Source organism: Mycobacterium mantenii (genome assembly GCF_001667865.1).
Classification (GTDB): Bacteria; Actinomycetota; Actinomycetes; order Mycobacteriales; family Mycobacteriaceae; genus Mycobacterium; species Mycobacterium mantenii_A.
In genome coordinates, this window is sequence record NZ_LZJP01000029.1 from 130,373 (window position 1) to 143,044 (window position 12,672).

A 12,672-nucleotide genomic window follows, 5' to 3' on the forward strand; every position below is an offset into this window, starting at 1 on the left:
CGCGCTCAGAACTTCGCCAGTGCCGGCACGTCCGCTAGCGCACAGTCCGGGATGCGTTCGGCCGCGCGCAGCAGGAAGTTGAGTTTCGCGATGCGCTCGCCCGACCGCGGTGCGCCGTTCTTCTGAAACGGCGCTCCCAGGCCCACCGCCAAGTCCATCACCACATCGTCGATGACGCCGCCCGAGCGGCCCGACGGGATCGCCAAAACGGCGTTGCGCGTGGCATATTCGAAGCAGTCCAGGGCTTCGGCGATGGTTCCGACCTGGTTGGGCTTCAGGATGAAGCCGTCGACCGCGGATGCCTCGACGGCGCGCTGCAAGCGGGCGGGGTTGGTGACGATCAGGTCGTCTCCCAGGATGATGGAACGGTTCACCGCCTGCACCGCTTTGGCGAACCCGGCCCAGTCATCCCCGTCCAGCAGGTCTTCGACGAACAGCATCGGAAACTCCCCGCAGAGCCCCCGGACGTAGTCGATCAGCGCCTCCGCGGTCACCCGCGCACCGTTGAATGCGTATGTGGCAGAGCCGTTGTCGTAGACCTCACTCGACGCACAGTCCAGTGCGAACGCCATGATGTCGGCGCAGCCGGCGCGCTCGACGGCCTCGGCCAGCACCTCCATGACGACACGCGGGTCGCTCGACGGCGCGATGTATCCGTACGACGACGCCAGCATCGGTGCGCGGCCGAGCCGTTCGGCGAGCACCTCGCCGAGCGTCTCGAACAAACTCACGCCCTTCTCGACCGCGGATTCGATCGAGTCCGCGGCGTACGGCACGACGAGGAACTCGCTGAACGTCTGGCAGACGTCGCCGTAGTGACCACCGTTGATCATGTTGAAGCTGGGCACCGGGACGGTGGTCGGTGGTTGCAGGCCGAGCAGTGCGCCGACGTAGGTGTACGTGGGCATGCCCGCCGCGGCGGCCGCCGCGCGCAGCAGCGCGACCGACGTGGAATAGATCGCGTTGCCGCCCAGGCGGTGCTTGTCCGGCGTTCCGTCGAGTTCGATCATGACCCGGTCCAGGGACCGCGGATCGTCGAGCTCCGCGCCGACGAGGGCGGGCGCGATCTCGTCGGTCACCGCCGCGATCGCGCGATGCACGCCCAGGCCGTTGTATTGGCTTCGATCCCCATCGCGCAGCACGAACGCCTCGTGGGAACCCACCGAACAGCCGGTCGGTGACGCGCCGCGGCCCACATGGCCGGTATCCGTGGTGATTTCGACCTCGAGCAGGGGCCGGGCTTTGCAGTCCAGCAGTTGGCGGGCGATGACGGATGCGATCTTCATCATCGACCTCCCGGACCCAGAAGCCCAGCGTAAGACCGCGCCACTGAAAGGTCACTGAGAAGCGGCATACTAGGATTTACACAAGCCCCGATTGTGAAAACTTTGCGCGGGATCAAAGGAGGATCGTCATGCGGCCGGTAGTGAACCTTGATCGCTGTGAAGGCAATGCCTACTGCGTGAACATCGCGCCGGATGTTTTCCGGCTTGACGATGACGACTATGCGGTGGTCACCGCCGATCCGGTCCCCGCCGAGCAGGAGGCGCTGGTCGAGCGGGCCATCGCCGAGTGCCCGCGCGCTGCCCTGTCCCGCGAGGACTAGCGCGCGGGGTCACACCGGCACCACGTACCGGCCATGAGGTGACTCGCGGATGCGCTAGCACGGACGCTAGCGCTTTCGAGACTCACCTAGTGGTCGGACACCGGGGCTCCCGCCGGCAACGGGGTTCCTTGCTCCGGCAATACGGCGGGCGTCTACCCGTGCTCTTCCTGGACACCGAAGGTGTTGACCGCCAGAGCCAGCAAGAGGTAGCCGCCGATCGTGAACGTCAGGTCCATGCATTGCCGGTGCGTGAACAGTTCGCCCAGTCGATCCCAGGTCGCCTGGCTGATCGTGCTGTCACCGGTGAGATCGTCGACGGCCTGGATCACTGCCTGGTCGGTCGGGTCGGCGCAGCGCCCGGACCGGATGTCGTCGATCTCGGACTCGGTAAGACCGGCGCGCAACGCGATCGGGATGTGATGCGACCACAGGTAGCCGCAATTGCTGCGGTGCACCACGCGCAGCAGCGCGACTTCCCGCACCCGGGGCGACAGCGTCGATCGGGTGAGCAGGTAGGCGTTGAACGGTAGGTAGGCCGCGGTCAGATCGGGGTGGCGCACCAGGGTCGACAAAACATTGCCCGCGCCAACGGGATTCGCCCGCTCGGCCGGGATCAGCGACGCCAGCGCCGCGCGGGCGCTCTCGTCCCACTCGTCGGCGGGCAACGGTGTCAGACGCACCGGATGATGGTCGGCGGCCATGCTATTGGATCCGCTCGTCGCCGAGCACGGTGGTGCGCAGCATCTCGCGTCGCGAGTCCGGGTCGTACGGGGCGGCGCGGTGCAGCACCCCGCGGTTGTCCCAGATGACGGTGTCGCCGATCGACCAGCTGTGGCTGTAGACCTTGTCGGGCACCGTGGCGCGCTCGAGAAGCTCGTCCAGCAGGGCGCGTCCCTCATCGAGATCCATGCCGACGATGTAATCCGCGGAGGCACCCAGCACCAGCGACTTGCGGCCGCTGCGGTGTGTCCACACCAGAGGGTGTTCGTGGGTCCGCCGGGATCGCCAGCGCTGCACCTGTTCCGGCGAGGGGTCGGGGTAGACGCGGCGCTGGGAGGCCTCCAGTGAGTGCACCACCCGCAGGCCACCGAACCGCTCCTTCTCCTCGTCGGTCAGGGCATCGTAGGCGGCGTACGAGTTGGCGAATTCGGTTTCGCCACCCCATTCGGCGACCCGGACCGCCGACAACACGGTGGCCTTCTGCGGGCATTCGTCACCCAGCGGTGTGCAGCCGTCGATGTGCCAGTCGAAGGTGGCCTTCAGGTAAGCCGCCGACGCGTTCTTGGACTTGTCCAGGGTGATCGGGTAGATGCCGGCCACCGGGTGGTGGCCGTCGGAGGAGTGGTCGATCTCGCCGAGGCGTCGGCAGAAGCCGACCTGGGCCGTCGGGTCGAGCTGCAACCCACGAAAGACCAGAACTCCGTTGTCTTCCAACGCATCCAGCACCGCGGCCCCGACCGAATCGTCGCTCGCGAGTGCGCTGGGCTCGAGGCCCGCGACTTCGGCGCCGACGGACTCGGTGAGCTTGGTGATGGTGAGCAGACCCATGGTCGCTCCTTTCGAGGAAAGGGATGTATGACGCGCCGCGGCGGGCGTGCAGGTCAGGGCACCGGTCCGCCGGTGCGGATCATCACCGCGTCGGCCGCGTCGACGGGGGCGGGTTGGTGCATGATCTCCACCGCCATGGCGACCATGATCAGCGAATAGATCATGTGCAGCAGGTTCAGTGCGTCGTCGGGCACATTGTCGAGGGGAAACTTGTCGCAGTAGTCGATCGCCTCTTCGAGGCGGGGGAAGAATGCGTCGTAGAATTCTCGCAGCTCGGGCATCGACGCGTTGACCCGTGCGTTCCAGCGCTCGGTTTCGGTTGCCAGGCACCAGGTTTGGGCGTAGTCCTCCAGCTCGGCGAACGCGCTGGGCAGCATGGGATCCATGGTCACACCCCCACCGAATCCCGTTCGCGGCGATACGCTTCGACCCAGTCGACGGCGACCTTGTGCAGGTGGCGCACCAGGATCTCCTGGTCGTTGAGGGGGAACTCGTCGACGATGCCGTATTCCAGCGCCGCCTGCGTCCCGCCGAGCATCCCGGCGTCTTGCAGCGCAAACTCTTTCAACACCACCGAGGCGACTTCATGCTCGATGCGCTCCCGGACGGTGCGCGCCGGGTGGAAGTAGGTGTACGCCTCGAATCGGTGCGTGTTGTGCGAGGTGGGCCAGTACCGGTACAGCAGATACCACCCGCCGTAGATCAGGATTTCGAGGTTCGGAAAGATCTGGAAATTGCTGATGCCCCACGGCTCGATCCCCCCGGGGTTGAGCCCGGGCGGCAGTTCGCCGATGTCGGGCGTCTGCCACGGTCCCACCAGGCCGCTGCGGGTGGCCCGCTCGATCGGATACATGTATTCCGGTGGCAGCAACCAACGACGCCGCCCGGCCGTCGAGACCAACCGGTGCGGGCCGTCGAGTTGGAAATGCCCGCACGTGAATCCGGCGTTGGCCTCGCGCACCTCGGCGGGCACCTGCTGTGAGTGCAGCGAGGGCACGTGGTAGTACTCCTGGAAGGCGTCGGCGAAGATCTTCCAGTTGCTGTTGTTGTGGGCCACCCAGTCGTAGCGTTCGGTCAGCTTGCCGAACGGGTAATCGTCGAGCCCGGTGATCATCGGGCCCAGGAACTCGCGCAGGCTCTGGCGCGGTTCGGTGTCGAAGTTGATGAATACGAAGCCGTTCCACACGTCGCAGTGCACCGGACGCAGCCCATACTGCGCGGGATCGAGGTCGAAGAACTCCGACTCCTGCTGGACGAATTTCAGCTCACCCTGCAGGTCGTAGCGCCAGCCGTGGTACTTGCAGGTGAACTGCCGGCACGTCCCGCGGGTCTGTTCGCCGGGAAAGTCGTTCCACACCAGTTTGTTTCCGCGATGACGGCACACGTTGTAGAACGCGCGGATGCGCTCATCCTTGCCCTTGACCAGGATCACCGAAACGCCGACGACTTCGATCTCTTTGGTCAGGTAGCTGCCGACACGCGGAAACTCCTCAACCCGGGCGACGTTGAGCCACGCCCGTCTGAAAATCGCCTCACGCTCGAGTTCATAGAACTCCCGAGACGTCGAGTCCCGGAACGACACGGGGCCCGTTCCCAATTCGGGATAGTGCTCGGTCCAGGAGCCCTCCGGGGGCCTGCCTGCTCTCGTCATCGAATCCTCACTATCACATCACCGCTCCGCCGTTGACGCCCAAGACCTGCCCGGTGATGTACCTTGCTTCTTCCGAACATAAAAACCCCACGGCCGCAGCGATATCGGCCCCGGTGCCCAAATAGCCCAACGGGATACTGCTGGCGATCTGCTCGTTGGACGGCAGGTACCCGGCAGCCTGGCCCTGATGCTGCATCGGAGTCTCGATACCCGAGGGCGGAATATTGTTCACCGTGATCCCGTGCGCGGCGTACTCCCGGGCCAGCGACTTGGTCAGGGTGATCACCCCCCCTTTGGACGCCGCATAGTGGGCGGCGAACGGGGAGCCGCGCTGGGCGCTCGATGACGAGATCATCACGATCCTCCCCCAGTGCGCGTCCACCATGTCCGGCAGCGCCACCTGGCAACAGTGAAAGGTGCCGGTGAGATTGACATCGATGATCCGCGACCAGGTTTCGGTGGTGATCTCCTCGAAGGGCGAAAAGTCGAACATGCCTGCGCTGGTCACCAAGACCGTCACCGGGCCCAGCTCGCTGCGCACCTTCGCGAAGGCCTGCTCGACGCCGGGCCGATCGGTGACGTCGGCACCCACCCCGAGCGCGGTCACGCCGCTGGCGCGCAGGTCGTCGGTGACGCGTTGTGCGGCATGCTCATTGACGTCGAGGACGGCGACTTTGAGTCCGCGCCGGCCCAGTTCATGGCAGGTCGCCTCGCCCATGCCGGAGGCACCGCCGGTCACCACCGCCACCCTGGTCATCGACTCCGCTCCACCCTCGACCGCCTTCTCGCTCACTCGTAGACCACCCGCACCGTGGGACTGGTGGGCAGCGCCTGACACGTCAACACCCAACCGTCGTCGACCTCGTCCGGCTCGAGCGCGTCATTGTTGATCATCCGGGCGCTGCCCTGCGTCAGGCGGGCCATACACGTTCCGCAGGAACCGATCTCACACGACGACGGCGCCCGCAGGCCGGCCATCCGGGCCGTCTGCAGCAGGGTGTTGCCCGAATCGTACGGCGCCGTGGTGGTGATTCCGTCCAGCACGATGGTGACCTCGGCGGTGACCACTTCGGCCTCCGGCGGCGCCGCCGCGGCGATGTCGTTGACGTCGAAGTGCTCCAAGTGCACCCGATCGGCCGGCACGCCCGTTGCGGACAGGGCCGTTCGCACCGTCTCCATGAATTCGTTTGGCCCGCAGATGTAGACGTCGGCGCCTGCGGCGTCGTGGACGAACGCCTCGATGTCCGCCGGGGTGACGAAGCCGCTGTTGTCGTCGAGGTGGTGGTGCAGGACGAAGCGATCGGCATGCCGGGTAGCCAGCGACGCCAGCGCCTCGTCGAAGATCACCGCGTCACGGCTTCGGTTGGCGTAGAACAACCGCGCGGGGCGCTTGCCGCTTGTCAGCGCCGTGCGCAGCAGCGAGAACACCGGCGTGATGCCGCTTCCGCCGGCGAACGCGATCAGCTCCCGGTCGCTGTCGCGCAGCACGAAGCGTCCCTGCGGCGGCAGGGCGGGCAGCTGATCGCCCGGCGCCGCCGTGTCGTTGAGCCAGTTCGACACCACCCCGTCGCGGTCGCGCTTGACGGTGATCTGCAGATCTTCGCCGGCGATGGGCGAGGACGACATCGAGTAACACCGTCGATGCTCGCGTCCGTCGACACTGACCAGCAGCGTCAGGAACTGCCCGGCTTGGTAACCGAACTGCTGCGCGCCGCTGCGCGGGACATCGAGGACGATCGACACGGCGTCGCGGGTTTCGCGAATCACGCGCTTGATCCGCAGTGGCACAAAGCCCTCCGGCAGCGCGGCGATGTCGACACCGCCGGCTCCGGCGCCGGTCGCCGTCGCCGAACCGACGTTCGCTGTGGTGCGGATTTCACCCATCCCGGCCAGAGTATCAACTACTTGCGATTGGTCTCAAGTACTGGATACAGGCACCGCGCCTCGATGCCCGCGCGACGACGCTGCGCGGGTGGTCAGCCCTCGACGTGATCGTCGAACAGCTCATGGCCGGTGCCCTTTTCGACTACGCGGCCCAGTAGTTCACGCAGGGTCCGCTGCTCCTGCTCGGTCAGCACACCGAACACCTCCTGGTGTGCGGCGATCGCGTCATTGACCACCGTTTCGGCGACCTTGCGGCCCTCCCCGGTCAGGTTGGCCCGCAGGATTCGCGCGTGCTGGGGGTCCTGCTTCCTTTCCACCAGGCCGCGACGCTCCAGGGCGGTGAGCGCGAGCTGGACGCCTTGCGGGCTGATCAGCAGGCGTCGCGCCAATTCGGCTCCGGACAAGCCGGGTTCGTTGGCCAATTGACGCAGCACACCGATCTGGGCGGTGCTCACGCCGTGTTCGCGCATCGCCTCGTTGATGGTGGTCAGCGAGTAGTAGAAGGCCTGCTTGAGCAACCACAGGATGTTGTCGGTGAGTTCCATACCCGCCTCCGTTACGCCGCGGGGGTTTTGTAGATCTGCCCGCTTTTCATGACAAAGCGGACGTCGAGGGCCGTGGCGATGTCGACGAAGGGGTCTCCTGGGACGGCGATGATGTCGGCCAGGTAGCCCGGGGCCAGCCTGCCCAACTCGTCGTCGGCCTCGATCAGCTCGGCGGCCACCACGGTGGCCGCGCGGATCGCCTGCGCGGGCGTCATGCCCCGTTCGACCAGCGCGCCCAGTTCCTTGGCGTTTTGGCCATGTGGGATAGCCGGCGCGTCGGTGCCGCACGCGATGCGCACGCCGGCGTCAATCGCCTTGGGCAGCATCGACTTTGCCCGCGGGAACACCTCTAGCGCCTTCTTGCGGAGCTCCGGCGCGATGCGGTCGATGGCCATCGCGTCGGTCAGGTACGTGGTCGACACCAGGAACGTGCCGTGGTCGACCATCATCTGGATGGTCTCGTCGCTGGCCAGGAAGCCGTGCTCGATGCAGTCGATCCCGGCGCGGATGCACGCTTGTATTGCGCTGTCCCCCACGGCGTGTGCGGCAACCCGCACCCCGGCCCGGTGGGCCTCGTCGGCGATCGCGGCGAACTCGGCATCGGAGTACTGCTGCGCGCCGGGCGCGGTGCTGTGTGACATCACCCCGCCCGAAGCGGACACCTTGATCAGCTTGGCGCCGTGCCGGATCTGGTAACGCACACAGGCGATCACGTCGGGCACCCCATTGGCGATTCCCTCGGCCACCGACAGCGGCATGATCCCGGGGGCCAACCGCTGGAAGACCGTCGGGTCCAGATGCCCGCCGTACGGGGTGACGGCGTGGCCGGCGGGATAGACGCGCGGCCCGGCGTGCCAGCCCTGGTCGATGGCGCGCTGCAACGCCACGTCGAGCAGGTATCCCCCGGTCTTGACCATCAACCCGAGATTGCGCACGGTGGTGAACCCGGCCTCCAGGGTGGTGCGCGCGTTGACCGCGCCGCGCAGCGTGCGATACGCGGGGTCGTCCTGCACGCCGTGCATCGGCGCGGGTAGGCCCTCCGGGCCGCCGGGCCCGCCGATGAGCAGGTTGAGCTCCATGTCCATCAGGCCCGGGAGCAGCGTCACGTCGCCGAGGTCGATGATGGTGGCCGAATCCGGAAGCGGCTCTGGCGGATTGATCGCGGTGATGCGTTCGCCGTCGATCACCACCTCCGCCGGCGTGTGGATCTTGCCGGTCACGACGTCAGCCCATCGCGCCGCCCGCAGCACCATTCTCATGGAACGGGCTCGGACACACAGTCCAGGGTCGACGCACCCGAGTCGGGGACGCGGGGCTGTTTCCAGCACTCCACCGGGAACGACACCATGATCATGGAATAGAGCAGGTGCATCAGATTCTGGACGTCCTCGGGCAAGTCGTCGAGAGAGAACTTGTCGCAGAACGCCAGAGCCTCTTCGGCCCGCGGTGTGATCGCGTCGTAAAAGGCCTTCATCTCCGTCATGGAGCTGGCCAGCCTCTTGGCGTAGCGTTCGGGCTCGCTGGGCAGACACCAGTCCGCGAACCGTTCTAGGTCGGCGAACTCGGCGGGCAACATCGGCATCGTCCTCACACTCCTGCAGTGGAAGTCCGGCGATAGTCATCGATCCAGGCCGCGGTCTCCTTGTGCAGGTGACGGATCAGGACCTCCTGGTCGCAGAGCAAGAAGTCCTCGATCACCTGTGATTCGAGCATCGTCTGGGTCGCCTCGAGCGTATTGGCGTCCTGCAACCCGTATTCCTTGAACGACACCGCGGCCAGTTCCTGGGCCACCCGCTCGCGCGGGGTACGCGGCGCGGGGAAGTACAGCGTGCCCTCGAATAGGTGGCTGTTGTACGACGTCGGCCAGTAGTGGTAGGTCAAATACCAGCCCTGGCCCCAGAACAGGATCACGAAATTGGGGAACAGCTGGAACGAATCCAGGCCCCACGGATCACATTTCGCGGGGTTGAGCCCCTCGGGCAGCGGCCCCAGATCGGGCTTGTCCCAGGGGCCGAACAGGCCGCTCTGGCAGATGTCCTCCATCGGCTTGCGCATCTCTTCGGCCATTTCCCAGGCCCGCACCCCCGAGGTGCTGACCAGACGGTGTGGTCCGTCCAGCCGGTAGTGCGGGGCTTCAAAACCCGCCTCGGCGGCCGCCTTTGAGTACGCGGTCGGCGACTGGTTCGCATGCAACACGGGCGCGTGGTAGAACTCCTGGAAGGCGTCCATGTAGAGCTTCCAGTTCGCCTTGACCTCCGAGCGGTAGTACCAGCGGGAGGTCATCTTGTCGAAGGGGTAGCCCTCCAGCCCAATGATCATGGGCCCCAGGAACTCTCGCAACGACTGTTCGGGCTGCTTGGCGAAGTTGACGAAGATGAAGCCTTCCCAGACGTCGCAGTGCACCGGCACCAGGCCGTAGCGACTCTTGTCGAGGTTGAAGAACTCCTCCTCCTGCTGCACAAACGTGAGGTTGCCGTCCAGGTCGTAGCGCCAGGCGTGGTACTTGCAGGTGAACTGCCGGCACACGCCCCGCGTTTCTTCCTGGGGCATATCGTTCCATACCAGCTTGTTGCCGCGGTGGCGGCAGACGTTGTGGTAGGCCTTGATGTCGCCGGATGTCGTGCGAACCAGAATGATTGAGGTATTGACGACTTTCAGTTCCCGGGTGAGGTAACTGCCCTTGCGTGGAAGCTGTTCAACGCGACCGACATTGAGCCAGGCCCGTTTGAAGATGGCCTCGCGTTCCAGCTCGTAGATCTCGGGGCTGATGGAGTCCTCGTACGACACCGGATCGGTGCCCAATTCGGGGTAGTGCTCGGTCCAGCTGCCCTCCGGCGGTTTGGGGAATCGAGCCATCATCGCTCCTTATGCAGTTCAGTCTCACCGACGTCTTCGGCACCCGGCCCCTCACGGCCGTACTGGCTGCGCGAAACAACCACCTGCGCACCGGTTTCACCGATCCCTGAGAGCTCCGTCACGGCCGACGGTATATCCTCGACCCATCAATAGCAAGTAGTTGATATTGGCCTCGGGAGGCGCGGATGGACCGCAAGCTGCATGTCATCTCACCAAGTACCGAGGAATCCATCGCCGAGGTCGATACGGCGGGACCCGGCGACGTCGACGCCGCGGTCGCCACCGCGCGCGCGGCCTTGACCTCTGCGCCCTGGGCCCACAGCGACCCGTCGGAACGGATCGCCACCATCCGGCGCCTGGCCGACATCTACGACCGGCGCCGCGCCGAGATGGCCGAGACCATCACCGCCGAGATCGGCGCCCCGATCAGCTTCGCCCAGCGCGCCCAAGTCGGCCTGCCCGCGTTCATGATCCGCGCGTTCTGCGACCTGGCCGAGCGGCACCGGTGGCAGGAGACCAGGCCGGGGTTCTTCGGCAGTGACGTCCTTATCCGCAAAGAGCCCGTCGGCGTCGTCGCGGCGATCGTGCCGTGGAACATGCCCCAGTTCCTCATCGTCACCAAACTGGTGCCCGCGCTGTTGGCCGGTTGCACCGTCGTGCTCAAGCCCGCGCCCGAAAGCCCGTTGGACGCGCTGCTGTTAAGCGAGATGCTCGACGAGGCCGGCCTGCCACCCGGCGCCGTCAGCGTCCTGCCCGGCGACGCCGAGCTCGGTGCCTACCTCGTTGCCCACCGCGGCGTGGACAAGGTGTCGTTCACCGGCTCCACCGCCGCGGGCCGCGCCGTCGCCGCGGCCTGCGCGGCCAACCTGACCAAGGTCAGCCTCGAACTCGGCGGCAAGTCGGCGGCGCTGATTCTCGACGACGCGGCGCCGGACAAGGTCGCGGCCGGGGTGCGATCGGCCAGCCTGTCCAACAGCGGACAGATCTGCAACGCGCTGACCCGCGTGCTGGTGCCCCAGGCGCGTCACGACGAATACGTCGACGCGCTCGCCACCGAGATGAGCGGCCTTCGCGTCGGCGATCCCGGCGACCCCGAGACCCAGCTCGGTCCCCTGGTGTCTCGTCGCCAGCAGCAGCGCGTGCGCGACTACATCCAGGTCGGTCAGGACGAGGGCGCGCGGTTGATCGTCGGCGGCGCCGACATGCCCGACGGACTCGACCGCGGCTGGTACGTCCGACCCACCCTGTTCGCGGCGGCCGACAACGCCATGCGCATCGCCCGCGAAGAGATTTTCGGCCCCGTCATCACGGTCATCCCCTACCGCGACGAGGAACAGGCGGTCCAGATCGCCAACGACTCCGACTACGGCCTGGCCGGAGCGGTCTGGAGCAACGACACCGACCGGGCCCTGGCACTGGCGGCGCGGATCCACACCGGCACCCTCGGCATCAACCAGGGCTACACAATGGACCCGTTCGCGCCCTTCGGCGGCGTCAAGGGCAGCGGTTACGGCCGCGAACTCGGACCCGAAGGGCTCGACGGATACCTCGACACGAAATCAATCGCGATCGCGCCCAGGGGCTAGGCAGCTAGCTGGTCTCGCTCGCGACGTAAACCGCAACGTACCCGATGGGGATGCCGGTCCAGGTCGCGATGCATTCGCGCGCCGCCACCTCGACGGTGGCGCGGCTGCCGGCGCGGGTGGCCCTGCCGATTTCGGGAACCCGGATCATCCATCCGTCCGCGTCGCGAGTGATTTCGATATCGAAGCACTGGCCGACCATCGGACACTTCACGCGGGGAGCGACCCGCTGGCGGCGGGCGCTGCGCAACGATTGACGTCGCAGCAGTGTGGGCTGAACAGACATGGCTGCTTTCCTGAGTCGCGAACGAACCGCGGGCAAGATTAATCCGCATCGAGGCGAAAACCTAATCGGCAGTCTCGCCCCGATAACGGTGAAACCCGCCGGTCAGCGCGGGCCGCGTCGCGCTAGCCGCCGCAGGCCTCGAATTCCTTGCTGCGCCATACGACCGGACGGTGACGCGGTTGGGGGTCGTTCGGCCCAATTGTCAACGGCTCGACCCGATTTCGGCCGTTGGCTTTAGCGCGGTAGAGGGCCTCGTCGGCACGGCTCACCATCCCGTCGACCGGCTCGCCCGCGGCGCCGAGCGCGTAGCCGACGCTGCAGGTGACGGTTATCGAGTGTTGACCAAACCGACGGGGGTTTTGGACTGGGTGGCTCGAATTCGCTCGGCCATCGCGGCTTACCGCCGAACCACCGACGGCGCCGCTATAATGTGACGTAGACCACATCCAGTCGCAGTGTGTTGCGGGCGTCACACCAAAGGAGATTTCATGGTTGGCGTGGATCGTTCCAGGAAGGCCGTGATCGCCCCCCGTGCCGGCGCGGCGGTCAATTCACACCGGCTGCTCGTCGCCATCCTGACCGTCACCGTTTTCATCTGCGCGATCGTGGGCGTCGTCGCAGCCGCGATGATGGGGCAAAGCACCGCCGCTCTCCTCATAGCGCTCGTGGCCGGTGGATGGTTCTCGGCCGCCGCCCTCTGCTGACCACCTCTG

16 protein-coding genes are annotated in these 12,672 nt (G+C 66.3%); 3 read left to right on the forward strand and 13 right to left on the reverse strand.

Annotated elements, in window-relative coordinates; all coding sequences use genetic code 11:
• Positions 1-5 precede the first annotated feature (5 nt).
• The gene (eno, locus tag A5688_RS04695) at positions 6-1,289 is read right to left on the reverse strand and encodes a phosphopyruvate hydratase (RefSeq protein ID WP_067827269.1); all 1,284 of its coding nucleotides are present in this window, start codon (positions 1,287-1,289) and stop codon (positions 6-8) included.
• Between the two features lie 125 nt (positions 1,290-1,414).
• On the opposite strand from eno, the gene A5688_RS04700 reads away from it, so the two are divergent.
• Entirely contained in the window at positions 1,415-1,606 is a 192-nt protein-coding gene (locus A5688_RS04700) for a ferredoxin (RefSeq protein ID WP_067827267.1), read from the forward strand.
• 152 nt (positions 1,607-1,758) lie between these two features.
• Here the strand turns inward: A5688_RS04700 and A5688_RS04705 are convergent, their stop codons facing one another.
• From A5688_RS04705 to A5688_RS04750, 10 genes are all read right to left on the reverse strand, one after another.
• Positions 1,759-2,307, reverse strand: coding sequence for a carboxymuconolactone decarboxylase family protein (locus A5688_RS04705; protein ID WP_067827264.1), 549 nt, complete (start codon positions 2,305-2,307; stop codon positions 1,759-1,761).
• A gap of 1 nt (position 2,308) precedes the next feature.
• On the reverse strand, positions 2,309-3,154 hold the full coding sequence (locus A5688_RS04710; protein ID WP_067827261.1) for a TauD/TfdA dioxygenase family protein: 846 nt from the start codon (positions 3,152-3,154) through the stop codon (positions 2,309-2,311).
• 53 nt (positions 3,155-3,207) lie between these two features.
• The gene (locus A5688_RS04715) at positions 3,208-3,546 is read right to left on the reverse strand and encodes a hypothetical protein (RefSeq protein ID WP_067827258.1); all 339 of its coding nucleotides are present in this window, start codon (positions 3,544-3,546) and stop codon (positions 3,208-3,210) included.
• Entirely contained in the window at positions 3,543-4,805 is a 1,263-nt protein-coding gene (locus A5688_RS04720) for an aromatic ring-hydroxylating oxygenase subunit alpha (RefSeq protein WP_067827255.1), read from the reverse strand. Before A5688_RS04720 ends, A5688_RS04715 begins: the two co-directional genes overlap by 4 nt.
• A 13-nt stretch (positions 4,806-4,818) precedes the next feature.
• Positions 4,819-5,562: an SDR family NAD(P)-dependent oxidoreductase gene (locus A5688_RS04725; RefSeq protein ID WP_067827284.1), complete on the reverse strand. Its 744-nt coding sequence runs from the start codon at positions 5,560-5,562 to the stop codon at positions 4,819-4,821.
• A gap of 32 nt (positions 5,563-5,594) precedes the next feature.
• Entirely contained in the window at positions 5,595-6,617 is a 1,023-nt protein-coding gene (locus A5688_RS04730) for a ferredoxin--NADP reductase (RefSeq protein ID WP_347503014.1), read from the reverse strand.
• 164 nt (positions 6,618-6,781) lie between these two features.
• Positions 6,782-7,234, reverse strand: coding sequence for a MarR family winged helix-turn-helix transcriptional regulator (locus tag A5688_RS04735; protein WP_067827250.1), 453 nt, complete (start codon positions 7,232-7,234; stop codon positions 6,782-6,784).
• An 11-nt stretch (positions 7,235-7,245) separates the two neighbouring features.
• Positions 7,246-8,493, reverse strand: coding sequence for a metal-dependent hydrolase family protein (locus A5688_RS04740; protein WP_068268068.1), 1,248 nt, complete (start codon positions 8,491-8,493; stop codon positions 7,246-7,248).
• The gene (locus A5688_RS04745) at positions 8,490-8,825 is read right to left on the reverse strand and encodes a hypothetical protein (RefSeq protein ID WP_207546600.1); all 336 of its coding nucleotides are present in this window, start codon (positions 8,823-8,825) and stop codon (positions 8,490-8,492) included. The genes A5688_RS04740 and A5688_RS04745 overlap by 4 nt, the downstream gene beginning before the upstream one ends.
• On the reverse strand, positions 8,822-10,090 hold the full coding sequence (locus A5688_RS04750) for an aromatic ring-hydroxylating oxygenase subunit alpha (protein WP_067909098.1): 1,269 nt from the start codon (positions 10,088-10,090) through the stop codon (positions 8,822-8,824). Before A5688_RS04750 ends, A5688_RS04745 begins: the two co-directional genes overlap by 4 nt.
• A gap of 185 nt (positions 10,091-10,275) precedes the next feature.
• Here A5688_RS04750 and A5688_RS04755 point away from each other — a divergent pair, with 185 nt between their 5' ends.
• Positions 10,276-11,676, forward strand: a complete 1,401-nt coding sequence (locus A5688_RS04755; protein WP_067909089.1) for an aldehyde dehydrogenase — start codon at positions 10,276-10,278, stop codon at positions 11,674-11,676.
• Between the two features lie 4 nt (positions 11,677-11,680).
• Here A5688_RS04755 and A5688_RS04760 read toward each other — a convergent pair whose 3' ends face one another.
• On the reverse strand, positions 11,681-11,875 hold the full coding sequence (locus A5688_RS04760; RefSeq protein ID WP_067827242.1) for a long chain fatty acid-CoA synthetase Faa4p: 195 nt from the start codon (positions 11,873-11,875) through the stop codon (positions 11,681-11,683).
• A gap of 206 nt (positions 11,876-12,081) precedes the next feature.
• Complete coding sequence (locus tag A5688_RS28505) at positions 12,082-12,405, reverse strand: diguanylate cyclase domain-containing protein (RefSeq protein ID WP_082955032.1); 324 nt, start codon at positions 12,403-12,405, stop codon at positions 12,082-12,084.
• Positions 12,406-12,447: 42 nt separating this feature from the next.
• On the opposite strand from A5688_RS28505, the gene A5688_RS04765 reads away from it, so the two are divergent.
• Positions 12,448-12,663, forward strand: coding sequence for a hypothetical protein (locus A5688_RS04765; protein WP_067827239.1), 216 nt, complete (start codon positions 12,448-12,450; stop codon positions 12,661-12,663).
• Positions 12,664-12,672: the final 9 nt, after the last annotated feature.

Coding starts and splice junctions, on each gene's coding strand:
- eno (WP_067827269.1), bottom strand. CDS start 1,289: ATGATGAAGATCGCATCCGTCATCGCCCGCCAACTGCTGGACTGCAAA.
- A5688_RS04700 (WP_067827267.1), top strand. CDS start 1,415: ATGCGGCCGGTAGTGAACCTTGATCGCTGTGAAGGCAATGCCTACTGC.
- A5688_RS04705 (WP_067827264.1), bottom strand. CDS start 2,307: ATGGCCGCCGACCATCATCCGGTGCGTCTGACACCGTTGCCCGCCGAC.
- A5688_RS04710 (WP_067827261.1), bottom strand. CDS start 3,154: ATGGGTCTGCTCACCATCACCAAGCTCACCGAGTCCGTCGGCGCCGAA.
- A5688_RS04720 (WP_067827255.1), bottom strand. CDS start 4,805: ATGACGAGAGCAGGCAGGCCCCCGGAGGGCTCCTGGACCGAGCACTAT.
- A5688_RS04725 (WP_067827284.1), bottom strand. CDS start 5,562: ATGACCAGGGTGGCGGTGGTGACCGGCGGTGCCTCCGGCATGGGCGAG.
- A5688_RS04735 (WP_067827250.1), bottom strand. CDS start 7,234: ATGGAACTCACCGACAACATCCTGTGGTTGCTCAAGCAGGCCTTCTAC.
- A5688_RS04740 (WP_068268068.1), bottom strand. CDS start 8,493: ATGAGAATGGTGCTGCGGGCGGCGCGATGGGCTGACGTCGTGACCGGC.
- A5688_RS04750 (WP_067909098.1), bottom strand. CDS start 10,090: ATGGCTCGATTCCCCAAACCGCCGGAGGGCAGCTGGACCGAGCACTAC.
- A5688_RS04755 (WP_067909089.1), top strand. CDS start 10,276: ATGGACCGCAAGCTGCATGTCATCTCACCAAGTACCGAGGAATCCATC.
- A5688_RS04760 (WP_067827242.1), bottom strand. CDS start 11,875: ATGGTCGGCCAGTGCTTCGATATCGAAATCACTCGCGACGCGGACGGA.
- A5688_RS28505 (WP_082955032.1), bottom strand. CDS start 12,405: ATGTGGTCTACGTCACATTATAGCGGCGCCGTCGGTGGTTCGGCGGTA.
- A5688_RS04765 (WP_067827239.1), top strand. CDS start 12,448: ATGGTTGGCGTGGATCGTTCCAGGAAGGCCGTGATCGCCCCCCGTGCC.